Genomic DNA, 15,105 nt, shown 5'->3' with positions numbered 1-15,105 from the left:
GCCAATCTCGCTCCACGAGTCGTCCTTTGCGGCTGTCAAACCGGAGACAGAATGCTGTCTCGGATGCGCTGGGCTGTGTCGGGTACGTTCGTAATCAAGTAATCGGTGTTGAGTCGAATGAACCGTTCCAGGTCAGGCGCTGCGTCCACCGTCCACACAGCCACGCGCAGATCCGATGCGTGACAGGCCGCAATGTGCTCTGCCGTTGTATACCGTGCATTCAAGTGGACAGAATACGCACCAACTTGCCTGGCCACATTCCAGGCATCGGTGGTGTCTCCGCCAAACAACAGGCCCACGGTCAATTGCGGGTAGCGCTGTTTCAAGTATGCGATCGACTCGTGATGGAATGACGAGAAGACGACTTGGGATGCCAGTGGATGATTGCGTACGACCGCCGCGGTTGCATCAACCAGCGCCTCCCAGTTGCCGTCGTCCACCTTGATTTCAATGTTGCAGCACACGTGGGGTTTGCACTGGTATGCATCGTCCAAAACATCTTGCAGCGAAGGAACCTCCTGTCTGCCGAGTTCCGGATAGGCATTGGCCGCATTGAGCAAGCTGATTTGATCGGAACGCAGCCGCGAAACGAGACCTTCGCCGTCCGTTGTCCGGTTCACCGTGGCGTCGTGAATCACAACGGGCACGCCGTCCTCTGTCAGATGCACATCCAATTCAATGCCGTCAATTGGCAACTCGAGGGCTTTCCGAAACGCGATGCGTGTGTTCTCCGGGTACTTCGAGCTGAACCCGCGATGACCGAGGATTTTCACAGAAGACACAAGCCTTCCTCCTTCGCTGGGAACGGAGATTCGCTGCTGAATTCACCGCTTCACGCTGGTTCGATGGCACCTTTCTCTTGCTTCAATTGGAATTGTACGTTCGCAGTGTGAAGACCGCGTTGAGGAAGCGTTAATGGAAAGTAAATCATTTGATCGTTATGCAAACGGAGACGCCAAGTCTTTGAGGAGTGCGGGGTAAGCTCCGGCGTTCAAGGCGACGCCCGTCGTTCCAACGGTGAGGGTCGCCGTCAAACGTTGGTATGTGACAGACGTCACGGACCCGTTTGCGCCATAGAACGCAGCGTGGATGGTGGTGGGTGTGCCTGCCGCGACAGCCAGGCCGCTGCTCATCCCTGGTGTAGAAACTTGCAGCGCATTGATTTGCTTCACGACCCTTGCAATCCACTGTGGGTCCGTGATGGTTTTGACGGCCTTTCCTTCCGTCAAGACCACCTTCACAATGTCTGTCGGCAGATAGGTATCGCTTGGACGCGGCGGTACAACAATGAAGAATGCCTTCAGCTTGAATACGGTCTCCCCGTTCTGCTTCGCGCTGAGGAAGCCCAGACTGATGTCAGGCGACTGGGTCGGCGCCCCGGGGGCCTTTGCGTGCTCAAATTCTTCGTACGTTGAGGTGGTTTTTCCATAACTGGCCGTCGAGCCATGGCCCCCGACGACGTAGCCCAGCTTGCGGAGCTGGGTTTGATACCAGGACGCAAGCTGCTGCGGCGAATGCTTGGATTTGAAATACACGGAACCATCCAGCAGGTCAGCATCCATGGGTGTCCCCATGTCGCCGATTGCGGCTGCCGCGCTCGTTTTCACTGCGCCCGGGTACACGGGCAGATAGACCACCACGGCCTGCGTGGGTGAAGGAACGTCAGGCATGGCCTGCTGTACCACCGGGTCAGGATGCAGAGACAACGGTTCACTGTGCGAAAACGCATGCGCGAAGAAAGTCACCGGTGTATTCGGGGACGCCGCTGGAACCGAATCTGCCCCCGAGGCCGGGGCCGCACCTGGGCCCGGCGGCGCCGCCGCGGCTGGCGTCGCAGCCTTCGTCTTTGGGGCTGCAGGCGTCGGTTTCGCCGCGGCACACCCCGTCACCGTCAGGGCAATCGCTGCCGAAGCGGCAGCAAGCGCGATGGTCTTCATGGAAATCGCCTCCTGCTACCAAAGACGACGCTCAATCCGAATTGTTACCCACAAATTTCGCGAGCGCGTCCAGTTTCTCATCCCAGTACTGGTCGAAGAACGCAATCCACTGTTTGACTTCCGCCAAGGGCGCGGGCCTCATTTGATAGCGGGTTTCTCTCCCCTGCTTCCGGCGCATCACGAGCCCCGCGTCGGCCAGCACGTGCAGGTGCTTGTTGACGGCCGTGCGGCTGATGGGAAACTGCTTGACGATCTCGGCGATGGGCAGCTCGGTCTCGGCCAGCAGGACCAACATTTTTCGCCGATTCGGGTCAGCGATGGCCTGAAACACGTCATGCGTGGGTTCGGTCGCGATCATCTTACCGCGCAAGCCCCTCCACATACGCAGGCAGGCCTTGTTTGATTTTCTCCCACCCGCCGTCCATGATGTCGCGCACCGCAGTATGCGGTTGACCGAAGCGAGTGGCCTTGTCTGCATCCCAACCCGAATGAATCAACGTAAACTCCGTCCTGTCGTCATCCAGCGTCCGCAGTTGAAATTCAACGTGCCAGTCCTGGTCCCAGTCAAATCCGACTTGATAAGGCGGATTGAGGTCCGTTACCTTGCAGGGCGAATCGCCGTATGGGCCCGCCTGCAGAATAAATTCCTGGCCCACCACGGGTTCAAACGTGTTCGGCATAAACCATCCCGCAATCCCTTCTGACGTGGCAACGGCTTGCCATACCGTTTCGATGGGTGCATTGAGGACAACGGTTTTTCGGATTTCTGGTAGTGGGTTCGCCAACTGAATCCCTCCAAAGGTGGTTTGCACGCTGCGTCACCAGGGGGACAACGCAAGCCTGTCCCGCTTAATATAACACCTTTTGGTGTTATTTCAAATACCCCGCGAAGTATGACAAGACGCGGCGCATTACATACCCATCGCGCGCAAGCGCATATCGAGCGCCGCTCCCCCTTGCGCTTTCCGACGCTGCACCCTACCATTAACCCAAGTGGAGGGGTGCGACTTTGATAGATTTGCGAGGCCTCGGGCAGCAAATTCGTCTGTCCAGCAGTCAACTGAGCATCGCGATGAGAGAACTTGTCCGTGAACTGTACTTCGAACTCAAGACCGCGGCGGCGGCGCCGAGCGCACAGGCGCTGGATGCCGGGACCATGGTCGCTGCAACGTCAGAACGCCCCACAGGCGATGACCCTGCTGCGCTGTACGCCGCCTGGCGCCGGGACTTCATCGAATCGCACGGGAATATCGAGGGGAACCCCAGCAGCAATGCGAAGGTGAAGGGGCGCACCTTCACGCGCGCGTACGGACTCGAACCGCCCATCGACATCGTCCCGTTCGTCTTTGCCACGCAGACCGCGTTCAGCCTGCTGGTGCGGCTCATTGCGCACAACACCGTCGCGCATCAACTGCAATCGACGGCCGCCGTCCCCGGCGTGCCTGCCCTGGAAGACCTGCCCGCCATCATGGACGGCCGCTTTTTCAGGGACGCCGGCATCGACAACTATTGTTCGTTGGATGCCTTCTGCTGGTTCCTGACGTCGACCGTCATCGACCGGTCCATCCAAAACCTGCTGGACGCCCTGTACGCGCTGGACACGCTGCCCCCAGCTGCGTTTTACGCACAGCGCAACGTGGACCACATCAAGCAAGTCTACGAAACCTTGTTCCCCCGCCAGCTGCGGCATGCCCTGGGCGAGTACTACACCCCCGACTGGCTGGCCGAGTACACGCTGCAGGAGGCACTGGCGGCGATGTCCGAGCGTGATCCATCCACGCTTTCCTTTTTAGATCCCGCCTGTGGCTCGGGCACCTTCCTGGTCATGCTTGTCGACCTCCTGCGCGCGCTGGACGCGGATGCCCCCGCACAGACGATGCTGCACCGAATCAGCACACAGGTACGGGGATACGACATCAACGCCCTGGCCGTGCTGACCGCGCGCACGAACCTGCTGATGAGTATCGCAGACCTGCTTGACGGCAGGGCCCGCTTTGCCCTGCCCGTGGAGATGCGGGACGCCATCCAGCCCAGCACGGGAGCCGGCGCTGCGGAGCGGCCGAAGGTGGACGTCATCGTGGGCAACCCGCCGTGGATCAACTGGGAGTACCTGTCACCAGCCTACAAGCGCCGCTCCCAGCACCTGTGGTACAAGTATGGGCTGTTTGATGTCTCCGGGCGCGACCTCGCCTTTTCCAAGGAAGACATCTCGGTGTTGATGACGTACGCGGTCATCGATCACGACCTCAAGGACGGGGGCGTACTTGCGTTCGTGATTCGCCAAGGGGTGTTCAAGTCCAAACAGAACGGGGTCGGGTTTCGACGCTTCCGGCTGGGCCAGGACGGCACGCCGGTGAAGGTCCTCAAAGTGGACGACCTTTCCCGGCTGCGCGCCTTTGACAACGCCACCAACAGCACGGCGGTCGTGCTGATGAAAAAGGGCACACAAACCACCTACCCGGTGCCCTACCACGTATGGACAGCCCCAGAGGGGACTTCGCCGCAGTCGCGGGACCGGCTTGGAGAGGTCATGAGCACCGTGACGATTGAACAGCAGCTCGCACAGCCAGCGGAACCGGACGATGCCACCTCGGTCTGGCTCACCCTGCCGAAGAGCGCATGGTCAGTCGCGGACAAAGTGCTGGGCGCCAACACCTACCGCGCCCGGACGGGCACGTTCACCGGCGGCGCGAACGCCGTGTACTGGGTGCAGGCCCAGCAAAAGCTCCCGAACGGCAACATCCTCATCACCAACCTGACCGACCGGGCCAAGCGGGCGGCCGCCAAGGTCACGGCGGAAGTCGAGCCAGGGCTGATTTACCCGCTGCTCCGCGGCAGCGATGTGCAGCGCTGGGCGGCAGCCCCCGCGATTCACCTGTTGTGCCCGCATACTGCGGCGACGCGGATGGCGGCCATCCGAAGGGTGGAAATGATGACAGACTACCCGAAGACGTACGCCTACCTCGAACAGTTTCGCGACGTGCTCGCCGCCCGCAAGGGGTTCACGAGCTTCGACCGGCAGTATGTGGAGGATACGCCGTACGCTATCCAGCGCGTCGGCGAATACACCTTTTCCCGCTACAAGGTGGTGTGGCGGTACATCGCCAAGGACTTTATTTGTGCCGTGATCTCCACCGCAATGGACCCCGTGTTAGGTGAGAAACTCGTGCTGCCGAACGAAAAGCTGATGTACATCAGCACCGACGACGAAGCCGAAGCCTACTATCTATGCGGCGTTCTCAGTGCAACGCCGGTGTCTGCGTGCGTACAAAGCTTCATGAATCCGACCAGCATCTCGACGCACATCCTGCAAAAGCTGCGCATCCCGACCTTCAACCCGAACGACGCCCGGCATCAGGAAATTGCCCGGCTGTGCCAGCTCGGACACCAGGCCCAGGCGCGTGGGGAAACCGTGGAACCCTTGAACGTTGCCCTGGATGAAGCCGTGTGTGGATTGTATGGCATCACCTGGCGGGAACTGGCTGGGCTGCGCCGTGAAGGAAGCGGATCTTTTTGATCCGCTGACGTTTTGCCTTCTTCGGCCCCCTGAGCCAACAATGCTCCTTTTTATTGCCTTTCGATCTTTCCTGAACGTATCTTATAGACCTCGTCACACAGGGTTTCAATATCCTCTTTATTATGTGATGTCAGTAGAATGGTCGCTCCTCTAGATTGTTGATTAGAGATGAGCTCGTAAACGACTTTGACGGAAGTCTCGTCCAACCCGTTCATTGGTTCGTCCAATAAGATTAACTCTGGCTCTTCCATGATAGCCTGGGCAATGGCTAATTTTTGCTTCATGCCAAGGGAATAGGCACTTACTTTCCGTTTGTCTTCTGGATCCAGGCCAACCTGGGTCATCGCCTCTTTGATTTGTTCCACACCAATTTTCTTTTGAATGTCCGCCAGGAACTTTAAGTTATTGAATCCAGAGTATTCTTCCAAAAATCCTGGCTTCTCCAGGATGATGCCCACACTCCTCGGGAAGGAAATCGTCTGGTGCAAAGTCTCCCCGAAAAGCGAAACCTGCCCGGAGGTCGGCTTGACCAGTCCGGCAATGATTCGAAACAACATCGTTTTCCCCGACCCATTGGGGCCCACAAGTCCTACAATTTTCCCCTTGTCTACACTGAATGTGATGTCGTGCAGCACGTCCATACCCTTGATCTTCTTCGTCACCCGATTGACTTCAACTGCCACTGTCACCGTTGCCGTCCTCCTAGTAGAAATCGTGATTTAGGCGATGTCGCATGATACACAGTGCCAATCCCCATATGGCGATCAACTCAACGCCAAGGGTCGGAACGAGCCATTGATGCAAATTGTTAACCATAGCGTAGTAAAGAGGGACGTATGGAAAAACAAGCCGCACACCAGCATAGAACAGAAAAGCAACAACAATTAATCCTACTTGTATGGAAACGTACAACCTGAGCGTGAGCCATATCAAGGCATGGAGGTACAGATTGAATACGATACACGCCAACAATGCAATCCAATTCAGGTCCCACACCGACCGAGCATGAAGCAACACGCAAAAAATGTACGTGGTGGCCAACCAGCAAATGACGTAGCAGAGAGTCACCAGAAAACCGGCAATCAGCTTTGTGCGCCAATAAACCCTTACGTTCCGATGCCGCAACACCTGGTAAACCTCAAACATGTGAACGTTTGACTTCCAAACAATTTGCAAAATGATAAGGTAACCAAAGCAGATGAATATCCAATAAATCCAGTTCTCAGGAAAATTCTTAACGGACCCGTACATGAGAAACAGGACGTAGCTTGTAGTTAGTTTTGAAGATATGATCCCGTTTGCCGCGAAAAGCCAGTTTGTTAGAATTGAAACTCCCAGAGAAATCAAGGTCAACTTCACTAAATCCATGCGGAGTATCCGAAATTGCAACCATAACAATTTCAATGACTGTCATCCCCGTGGTAGAAATCTCGACGATTGATTTGGTTCATAATGACACTTAGCAAAACAACGATTACTAGAAACAGCATCAACAGGTTCATGAAAGGGCGCTGGTGATCGCCAACTTCCAAGATAAGTGGGATGGCTTTCAGCGTAAAGCGGTCGACAATAACCAAAGAGATGACAGCGAGCGCTGAAAGGACGCGATTGATCCACCGTTCTAGCACGATGAACAACAATCCGGTGGATACGAGCACCAGCCAAAAGCGTGCAGTGAATGCGACCAATGAGAAGTCCCCTGTCAACTTCCGATGGAAATGGAATAGGTATGTACATATCCCGAACACCAGAACCACCAATGTAAAGATGAGTGCGTCCCAAGCCACAGAAACCGTTTGATACAGCGCCAACTCATCTCGGCGCTCAAATCTTCTGACCAGCACCGACGTGTCCAAATCTCTCGTTACAGAAATCATAAGGACAAATAATGGGCAATAGGTGAATTCGAATCGTAGTAGTAACACAAACTGCTGTATCGTCGAAACACCGTTGAAAAACCCAGAAAACAAAACGCCCAGCACATACAGCACCGGGATCAAACCCAAGACAATCATTACAACTTTGCGTCTCAGCTTCCAATCCTGCAGGATGAACCGCGGTACTTTACGAAAGAACGTCAATGTTCCGCCTCACTCCATTAAGATATAACAGAGCTGCAATCACCATGAGTACGCCGAAATCAACCACGATTGCAAGGTAAGATAGGTCCGTCACCGGCTGCTTGGGATCGATTATGTTATACGGATCCCACTGCGGAACGTGTAGAAGAGTGAAAAACAGCCATCCTCCGATATAGAGACATTGGGGCATGAGCAGAACTAAATAGCGATTGTTGAGAAAAAATGAGGCCCCCAAGCCGAAACTGGCGTAACCAGCGGCATACAGGCCACCGATAAAATAATAGACAAGGATGTACGCGTAAGGGGAAACAACCATCAAGTTCGAAAACAATTGTTTCTTGGCGGATAAAAAAGTACTGTCCCCGATCACGGCTGTTCCATGAATCAGCCTGTCGTACGCGGCACTAAAACTGGAATCATCCCATGTGCCCGCCATCAAATTGGTTATTATGATTCCAACGAGCAAGGGCAATACGAATAGAGCGAAAGATGTCAGGAAACAAAAGGCGAACCTTGTTGCAAAATAGCGATACCGGCTCATGCGAACGAGTTGATAATGAAGATTTCCGCTCACCTTGTCTTTATAAATCATGTCTACCACAGGCAGTGCGGTCAGTACGGGATAAATGAAGTGAAAAAAGGATGAGAAGAAATCATGCGACAACCCCACCCAGTATTGACTCGGTGAAATCAGGGCCAATGAGTCCGGGTATTTTCCAAATAATCTCCGGACGAGGTCGTATTGGCTCATGAAACTGTGCACGCCCGTCCCCGCACCAAGAACCACAATCAACACCAGGGACACCAAGCTTATGTAGGTGACATTGTTTCGAAGCAGTTTGCGAAAGTCCAATGACATGAAATGCACCTCATTGTTTGATTGGATACAGCGTTTGATCATTCCGTCAAAACGTCAAACGCTGTATCCAATGTCCAGTTGCTCTTAGGAATCTGCCCTAAAATGACCGTCGACTTCCACCCGAACGGCAGTCCAAGTGTCATTCCACCCATACAATTCGATCTGTTTCCCTAGCGTTGAGGCGTCTACGACAAAGCTTGCAAGTGTGTTATCACCAGCACCGTAGTAGATGTTCGATTCCTGCGTGTTGCCCATCTGAATATCCAAGTTTACCAGGTAGTTACTCCCCACATTCGAAATATCCGCTTGAGCGTTGGTATTATTCTGATTTGTATCCTGCGACAATTGAATAACGCCTCCCAAGCGGGGCAACTGCTTCGAAAAGGGAATCCATGCGGTACCAGCGAATACTGGCGCAGCACACAACGTCACTGCCGCCATCACCCCACAAACGCTAACGATACGCAGTGTCCTAGACATGAAATCACCTCCCATTCAAGTATAATATTACTAATATTCTTATTATAATATTAAGAAAAAAATTGCAAGCATTTCTAGGAGTTTTTTACTTTTTTATGGACCATCGGATTTTCGTGTTGATACCGAATCCTGCAACAAACTATAACAGAGTCGGTCCATCGTATTGCTTGTTTTCCATTGTCATTCCTTTGTCAGTCTAGCGTCTCTAAGAATAATTGAAAAGACATGTTAATTTTGATCGGTATACAGCGCACAACACGCTTGCGATTGATGCTCCATCCTTCACGGCGCAGGATTGCGGTGATGTACCGACTGCCTGAGGCTGGATCTGCGTATATCTCGTCAATGCGACGGCGCAGACGAATCTCTTTAACCTCAAGTGGTTGAGTGACAGGTGTCAAAGAGCAATCATCGGGTGATTTCGGCCTTTATCGGTTCAAAAGATCGAATCGAGACTCGGACACACACCTAGATTGCGCAAATCGCTCTCTATCGGTATAGTCGACCATATATACATCCTCCAAAAAGCCCTTTCAGGCGCATTCAAGTGCTTACACACACCGTTTTCCTCCTGACAAAATGGTATGGAAACACGGAATGAGATAGGAGGCTCTGGTTTGAGGTCTCAGTCACAACATTTTGACGTTGTGACGGTCGGCGCCCATCACGAACAGCAACCGAGGGGGGACAACATGCGCCTCGTATTGGATCACTTGTCGAAGACCTATCGAGACAAGTCTGGAAACGAAACCGTCGCCTTGGACGATATCAATTTCTCGGTCAACGAAGAAGAATTCGTGGCCATCGTCGGACCGAGCGGCTGCGGAAAGTCCACCTTGCTCTCCATCGTGGCAGGGTTGTCGGATGCCACGACAGGGTCCGTCTACTTTGACGGCGTCCTCGAAGGCCGCAGCCCGCGCATTGGCATCGTCTTTCAGGAACATGCCCTGTTTCCGTGGCGCACCATTCAAAAGAATGTGGAGTTTGGCCTGGAGCAAATTGGCATCGGCAAAAAAGAACGCACCGCCCGCGCCCGCGAGTGGCTGCGGAAAGTGGGCCTGCAAGGGTTTGAAGACAAGTACCCGCACCAGCTGTCGGGAGGCATGCGGCAGCGGGTCGGCATTGCCAGAGCCCTGGTGATTGAACCGGACCTGCTGCTGATGGATGAGCCGCTGTCCGCCCTGGACGCCCAAGTCCGCCTGATTATGCAGGACGAACTCTTGCGGCTGTGGCAGTCAGTCCGTCAAAAGACGCTCTATGTCACGCACAACATTGATGAGGCCGTGGCGCTGGCCGACCGCGTGGTGGTCCTGTCGCGGCGTCCGGGCCGAATTGTCAAAGTCATCCCAATTGACATTCCGCGCGAAGCACGCAAGGCGCACGAACATCAGGTGCAGCTGATGGCGCATGCCGAAGAAATTTGGCAGACCATCCGGCGTGACGCGGAACAAGCATTTTTGGAAGGGTGAGGCGTATGAACGATACGGCAGGGTCCACGCAGTCCGCAGCATCAGCCCAAGCGCCTGTCGCCGCAGGAGAACGCCGAACCGTCATCACCAACCGCATGCGGTTTTTGGACAAGACGGCACCAAGGTGGATCGCGCCCGTCGGCATTCTCATCATTTTAATCGTGTGGCAGGTGGTGACGGGGCTGAACTGGGTGTCGCAGGCAGATTTGCCGAGCCCCGTGGCCATCGTCAAGGCCGGCATCCAGATGATTCAAAACGGGACGCTGTGGCTCAACGTGGGCGCCAGTCTGGCTCGCATTGCCATCGGCTATCTGCTCGGCGCCGGGTCTGGCATCATCATCGGAATTATCCTTGGCTTTTCGCGGATTTCCGAACGCGTCGGCATCCCCATTGCCAACGCGCTGTACCCCATTCCGAAGCTGGCCATCATCCCGCTCATCATTCTCTGGATTGGCGCAGGCGAATCGTCGAAAATCCTCGTCATCGCGGCGGAAGTGCTGTTTCCGGTCGTGTTCAACACCTATTCCGCTGTACGCAATACGGACCCGTCCTTGATTCGGGCGGCCGTCGGGTTTGGTGCGCCGCGCCGAACCGTCATTACGCGTGTGATCATTCCGGCGTCCTTGCCGACCATCTTCGCGGGTTTGCGCATCGGCGCTGGATTGAGTCTGTTGGTGTTGGTGGCCGCCGAGATGATTGGCGCGCAGCATGGGATTGGCGCCATGATTCTGCAGTACTCCTCACTCATGATGACTGCAAACGTGCTCGTGGGGGTGGTGTTGCTCAGCATCTTAGGATTACTGATTAGCCGCGGCCTCGCACAGCTGGAGCGCTGGCTGCTGCCTTGGAAATCGCAGTGAGCAGGGGCAAGGGAAAACACCGCATCAAAACAGAGAGAAAATCATTCATGAACGATGAAGAAAAGGGGAGTCAAACATGAAACGAGTCATCACAAGCACAGTCACCCTCATCGCGCTGGGCGCCGGGCTGGTTGCCGGCTGTGGAACGAGCGGAAGCGGGAACACCGGCAGCACCGCGAGTACGCAGAACACGACGGGCAGTTCGGGCGGCGGCGGTGCACAGACCGTCACCGTCGGCACGACGCCGCTGGTCAGTTCCGCGCCCGTCTTTCTAGCCGAAGACCTGGGCTACTGGAAAAAGCTCGGCCTGAACGTCCAAATCAAGACCTACGAGGCTGCGGGTGACATTGACGTGGCCACGGCGGCCAACAGCCTGGATGTCAGCGCAACAGGCATCACCGCAAGCCTCTTCAACATGTGGGCGAGTGGCAAAAAAGAGTACATCGTCGCCGACAAGGGCCGGATTTGGCCCGGGCAGCACTTTGAAGCCCTGGTTGCCAGCAACCAGGCCTGGAACAGCGGTCTGAAGAGCGTCGCGGACCTGAAGGGTAAAAAGTTCGGCGATACCACGGCCGGATCGACCTTTGACTTCCTCCTCGGCACCATGCTCAGCAAGGACAACCTGAGCCTCAGCGACATTCAGGATGTCCCGCTGCACACGACATCGAATGTGGCCGCTGCGGTCCAGACTGGGCAAGTGGACGCGGCCATTCTGCCGCAGCCTGCTGCAAACCAGGAAATCAGCAACGGCAAGGTGCATTTGATTGCGTGGGTGGATGACAACGTGAAGGCTGACCTGCTGGTCATGGCCTACTCGCCGCAGTTCCGGACGCAGACAGACACGGCCACCAAGTTCATGGAGGGCTACCTGGAGGCGGTTCAGTTCTACATGCAGCATGTCTACCACAACAAGAATACAAACGACCCCGACCTCAAGAAGGCGCTGAACATCATCTCGAAGTACACGCAGCAGCCCGCCAGCGTCGTGCAATCCGAGTTGATTTATGTCGATCCGAACGCGGAAGTCGACCCGTCCAACATCGAAAACCAGCTGAAGTTCTACGAACAGAACGGAATGGTCCAGGGCAGTGTCAGTGTGAACGACATGATTGACAATTCATTCCTCAAAGCTGCCCAGCAAAAAGTGGGATCTGCCTCTTGAGGTTCGACGGGTGCTGAGCCTCGCTTGGTGTTGAGGCGCCCGTGGACTGGAGGCGCAGGCACCTCCCCTGAAGGTTCGCTTCGTGCAAACTGCCCCGGCCCCCGCAGCGCGGATGGGTCGGGGCAGAATTTTGCCGTCACGAGGTGTTCCAGACGTGTGAGTGTGAGAACCCGGCGGCAAGGCCGGTGCCGCCAAGCCACCACCAAGGCTCTCCACGGCGGCCGCGCGAGATTGGCTGATTTAGTGTGACTCCGCGTGAATCTGCTGCAGCGCCTGTACGAACACCTCGACCGGCTGCGCACCCGACAGCGCGTACTGGTCGTTGAAGATGAACAGGGGGACACCCGAAATGCCGGCCTCCCGGGCAAAGGCGAGATCGTCATTGACCGCCTGTATGCCTTCCCCGCGCAGCAGCTTGTCACGGATTTCGGTGCGATTGCACCCCACTTCTTCGGCGATGTCCAGGAGGACCTCCATGTCGCCGATGTCGCGCCCCTCTTCGAAGTGCGCCTTCATCACAGCGTCGTTCATCGCCGTCTGCAGCCCCCCAGGGGTGATTTGAATCAACTGGTGCGACAGCTTCGTGTTCGGAATCTTCTGCACGGATTCGAACTGAAAATCCAGCCCGCAGGCTTCTCCGACTTGGCAAACCCGCTGGTTCATCTCGGCCATTCGTTCTGGCCCGCCGAGTTTCTTCGCCAGTTCCGAGTATGGGCGGCCTTCTTCCGGTGTGGTCGGATCCAGCAAAAACGCATGCCAGTAAATCTCGACCGGCTCCTCATGCCACGCCTCCAACGCCTGGAACAAGTGCTGCTTGCCGATCCGGCACCACGGGCAAACCGTGTCCTGGAATATGTCGATTTTCACAATATGACCTCCTTCGCCAAGGTGGTGCATCGGGCCGCGCCATCACATGTTGCGACGCCAGCTTCCCTGTATTATGGCACAGTCGAACAGGAATTCCGAGTCCGCTTTGCCGCCGCGGGGCGCTGTCCGGCTTCCCGATGACGCAGGGTCGGCGGGCCCGCGCGGCGTTCAGGCTATGGATAACCTTGTGCATAACCCTGTGGATAAGGTGGATAACGGTGTGGACAGGCTTGTGGATAAACCTGTGGAGAAACGTGCGGCGAAACCGAGCAGCCACGGGACAGCCTCGTTTCTCTTGTGCAACATTTTCCTTTGTGTTACGATACTCGCACATTCTCGCAAAGGAGTGAGGGGCAAGATGCGCACAATGTTCGATGCTGCAGGGCGTACCATTGCAGGGCGCACCCAACTGGATACGAGCAGTTTCCTGCCCCGGCTCAGCGGATCACGTTTCGCAGCATGATTTGACGCACGTTCCATGGCGCCAAGGGCAACCGCCCGTGGCGCCTTTGTTGTCTTTGCCACGGCCCACACCGGTCCGCGGCTTTTTTGATTTTCACGCAGGGAGTGGCCGGATTGAGGTTTCGAGACTTTCACCGCAATGTAAAAATCCGTATTTCCGTGAGTTTCGCGTTCGGCATTGTCCAGTCCACGACGATGCCGTTTATGGCCATCTACTTCGCGCACAATTTTGGCGAGTCGCTGACCGGCTTGACGCTGGCCGCCGGTATCGTGGCAAGTGTGCTGAGCGGTGCGGTCGGCGGTTACTATGCCGATCGCGTCGGACGGCGAAACATCATGATGTGGGCGGAGGCCGTCTTTCTGCTCGCCTACCTGGCCATGGCCATCGCGAACAGTCCGCAGGTCAATGCGCCGGTCGTCACGCTGGCGGCGTTTCTGGTCACCAACGTGTGCTGGGGGGTGTACGGCCCGGCGGACGACGCCATGCTGCTGGATGTAACCACCGCAGAGAATCGGCAGACGATGTACGGCATCTTCTACTGGATCAACAATTTGACCATGGCGATTGGCACCAGCGTCGGGGCATTCCTGTTTGAATCGCACCGATTCGCGTTGTTTGCAGCCATGTCGCTGGTCGTGCTCGCAACCTGGTTGTCCACCGTCTTCCTTCTTCAGGAAACCTACGTTCCGTCAGCGAAGGCGCGGGAGGCCATCCACCCCGTCCGCGGCATGTTCCGCAGCTACCGCCGCGTGCTGGGCGACAGAGCGTTCGTTCGCTACATCCTGGCCGGCCTGTGCGCCATGTACGGTGAGTTTCAGCTGCAAAACTACATCGGGATCCACCTGGCGAAAACCGTCCCGGTACAGTCACTGTTCTCCTTTTCGCAATTCACGCTGTCGGTGGATGGCGTGCGGCTGCTCGGCTGGCTGCAGACCGAGAACACGATTTTGGTGGTTCTGCTCGTGACCCTGGCGACCCGCATCATCCAGGGCCGGTCGGAGCGCGGCATTCTCTTTGTGGCTGTGCTGCTGCAAACCCTCGGGTACAGTGTCATCACGGTCACGTCGATGCCGCTCGTCGCCCTCATCGCCATGCTGTTCGCGACGATTGGCGAGGTCACCGGGGTCTCCGTGCGCCAGGCATACCTGGGCGACCTCGCGCCGGAAGACGCACGCAGCGCGTATGTGGCGGTCAACGGCATGACCTTTCAGGGCACCCGCCTGCTCACCTCGCTCGCGGTCGCGCTGGGCGCCGTCGTCCCCGCCTGGGGCATGGCGCTCATTTGCCTGGTGCTCGGTATCGGCGGCATGCTGCTGTACCAGTCCGTGGTGGAGGAAGCCCGGGCGAGGCGAACCGGGTTTGCCGGCGTCCAAACCAAATCGGAAAACGCAGTCGTCCCCCAGTAATGGC

Annotated in this window: 14 protein-coding genes and 1 pseudogene; 5 read left to right on the top strand and 10 right to left on the bottom strand. The window is 56.2% G+C overall.

Annotated features, from left to right (window positions below; translation table 11 throughout):
- Nucleotides 1-35 precede the first annotated feature (35 nt).
- From JI721_RS06880 to JI721_RS06865, 4 genes are all read right to left on the bottom strand, one after another.
- Nucleotides 36-782 (bottom strand): glycerophosphodiester phosphodiesterase, encoded by a 747-nt coding sequence (locus tag JI721_RS06880; RefSeq protein ID WP_274457292.1) that lies wholly within the window; start codon nt 780-782, stop codon nt 36-38.
- Between the two features lie 156 nt (nt 783-938).
- Nucleotides 939-1,937, bottom strand: a complete 999-nt coding sequence (locus tag JI721_RS06875; protein WP_274457291.1) for a hypothetical protein — start codon at nt 1,935-1,937, stop codon at nt 939-941.
- A 31-nt stretch (nt 1,938-1,968) separates the two neighbouring features.
- Nucleotides 1,969-2,295: an ArsR/SmtB family transcription factor gene (locus JI721_RS06870; RefSeq protein ID WP_274457721.1), complete on the bottom strand. Its 327-nt coding sequence runs from the start codon at nt 2,293-2,295 to the stop codon at nt 1,969-1,971.
- A gap of 1 nt (nt 2,296) precedes the next feature.
- Nucleotides 2,297-2,728 carry an SRPBCC family protein gene (locus JI721_RS06865; protein ID WP_407654100.1) on the bottom strand — a complete coding sequence of 144 codons (432 nt, stop codon included), beginning with the start codon at nt 2,726-2,728 and terminating at the stop codon, nt 2,297-2,299.
- A 218-nt stretch (nt 2,729-2,946) separates the two neighbouring features.
- On the opposite strand from JI721_RS06865, the gene JI721_RS06860 reads away from it, so the two are divergent.
- Nucleotides 2,947-5,454, top strand: a complete 2,508-nt coding sequence (locus JI721_RS06860; RefSeq protein WP_274457289.1) for an N-6 DNA methylase — start codon at nt 2,947-2,949, stop codon at nt 5,452-5,454.
- A 50-nt stretch (nt 5,455-5,504) separates the two neighbouring features.
- Here the strand turns inward: JI721_RS06860 and JI721_RS06855 are convergent, their stop codons facing one another.
- From JI721_RS06855 to JI721_RS06835, 5 genes and pseudogenes are all read right to left on the bottom strand, one after another.
- Nucleotides 5,505-6,095 (bottom strand): ABC transporter ATP-binding protein, encoded by a 591-nt coding sequence (locus tag JI721_RS06855; RefSeq protein ID WP_274457719.1) that lies wholly within the window; start codon nt 6,093-6,095, stop codon nt 5,505-5,507.
- Nucleotides 6,096-6,854: 759 nt separating this feature from the next.
- Nucleotides 6,855-7,535 (bottom strand): hypothetical protein, encoded by a 681-nt coding sequence (locus tag JI721_RS06850; RefSeq protein ID WP_274457288.1) that lies wholly within the window; start codon nt 7,533-7,535, stop codon nt 6,855-6,857.
- Entirely contained in the window at nt 7,519-8,394 is an 876-nt protein-coding gene (locus JI721_RS06845) for an NADH dehydrogenase FAD-containing subunit (protein ID WP_274457287.1), read from the bottom strand. Before JI721_RS06845 ends, JI721_RS06850 begins: the two co-directional genes overlap by 17 nt.
- Before the next feature lie 84 nt (nt 8,395-8,478).
- A complete protein-coding gene (locus JI721_RS06840) occupies nt 8,479-8,874 on the bottom strand; it encodes a hypothetical protein (protein ID WP_274457286.1) in 396 nt (131 codons plus the stop codon).
- A 248-nt stretch (nt 8,875-9,122) separates the two neighbouring features.
- Nucleotides 9,123-9,245: pseudogene (locus tag JI721_RS06835) on the bottom strand (IS3 family transposase); the annotation flags it as partial.
- 321 nt (nt 9,246-9,566) lie between these two features.
- Here JI721_RS06835 and JI721_RS06830 point away from each other — a divergent pair.
- From JI721_RS06830 to JI721_RS06820, 3 genes are all read left to right on the top strand, one after another.
- Nucleotides 9,567-10,343: an ABC transporter ATP-binding protein gene (locus JI721_RS06830; RefSeq protein WP_274457285.1), complete on the top strand. Its 777-nt coding sequence runs from the start codon at nt 9,567-9,569 to the stop codon at nt 10,341-10,343.
- A gap of 5 nt (nt 10,344-10,348) precedes the next feature.
- Entirely contained in the window at nt 10,349-11,203 is an 855-nt protein-coding gene (locus tag JI721_RS06825; RefSeq protein WP_274457284.1) for an ABC transporter permease, read from the top strand.
- A 76-nt stretch (nt 11,204-11,279) separates the two neighbouring features.
- Nucleotides 11,280-12,365 carry an ABC transporter substrate-binding protein gene (locus tag JI721_RS06820; protein ID WP_274457283.1) on the top strand — a complete coding sequence of 362 codons (1,086 nt, stop codon included), beginning with the start codon at nt 11,280-11,282 and terminating at the stop codon, nt 12,363-12,365.
- 240 nt (nt 12,366-12,605) lie between these two features.
- Here the strand turns inward: JI721_RS06820 and JI721_RS06815 are convergent, their stop codons facing one another.
- Nucleotides 12,606-13,232 carry a DsbA family oxidoreductase gene (locus tag JI721_RS06815; protein WP_274457282.1) on the bottom strand — a complete coding sequence of 209 codons (627 nt, stop codon included), beginning with the start codon at nt 13,230-13,232 and terminating at the stop codon, nt 12,606-12,608.
- A gap of 576 nt (nt 13,233-13,808) precedes the next feature.
- Between JI721_RS06815 and JI721_RS06810 the strand changes: the two genes are divergently transcribed.
- Nucleotides 13,809-15,101, top strand: a complete 1,293-nt coding sequence (locus JI721_RS06810; protein WP_274457281.1) for an MFS transporter — start codon at nt 13,809-13,811, stop codon at nt 15,099-15,101.
- The last annotated feature ends 4 nt before the right edge of the window (nt 15,102-15,105 follow it).

The sequence above is a fragment of the Alicyclobacillus cycloheptanicus genome, from assembly GCF_028751525.1.
Classification (GTDB): Bacteria; Bacillota; Bacilli; order Alicyclobacillales; family Alicyclobacillaceae; genus Alicyclobacillus_L; species Alicyclobacillus_L cycloheptanicus.
The sequence above is the reverse complement of the archived record's forward strand: the minus strand, read 5'-3'. Positions and strand labels throughout refer to the sequence as shown.

Coding starts and splice junctions, on each gene's coding strand:
- JI721_RS06845 (WP_274457287.1), bottom strand. CDS start 8,394: ATGTCATTGGACTTTCGCAAACTGCTTCGAAACAATGTCACCTACATA.
- JI721_RS06840 (WP_274457286.1), bottom strand. CDS start 8,874: ATGTCTAGGACACTGCGTATCGTTAGCGTTTGTGGGGTGATGGCGGCA.
- JI721_RS06820 (WP_274457283.1), top strand. CDS start 11,280: ATGAAACGAGTCATCACAAGCACAGTCACCCTCATCGCGCTGGGCGCC.
- JI721_RS06855 (WP_274457719.1), bottom strand. CDS start 6,095: ATGGACGTGCTGCACGACATCACATTCAGTGTAGACAAGGGGAAAATT.
- JI721_RS06830 (WP_274457285.1), top strand. CDS start 9,567: ATGCGCCTCGTATTGGATCACTTGTCGAAGACCTATCGAGACAAGTCT.
- JI721_RS06825 (WP_274457284.1), top strand. CDS start 10,349: ATGAACGATACGGCAGGGTCCACGCAGTCCGCAGCATCAGCCCAAGCG.
- JI721_RS06870 (WP_274457721.1), bottom strand. CDS start 2,295: ATGATCGCGACCGAACCCACGCATGACGTGTTTCAGGCCATCGCTGAC.
- JI721_RS06875 (WP_274457291.1), bottom strand. CDS start 1,937: ATGAAGACCATCGCGCTTGCTGCCGCTTCGGCAGCGATTGCCCTGACG.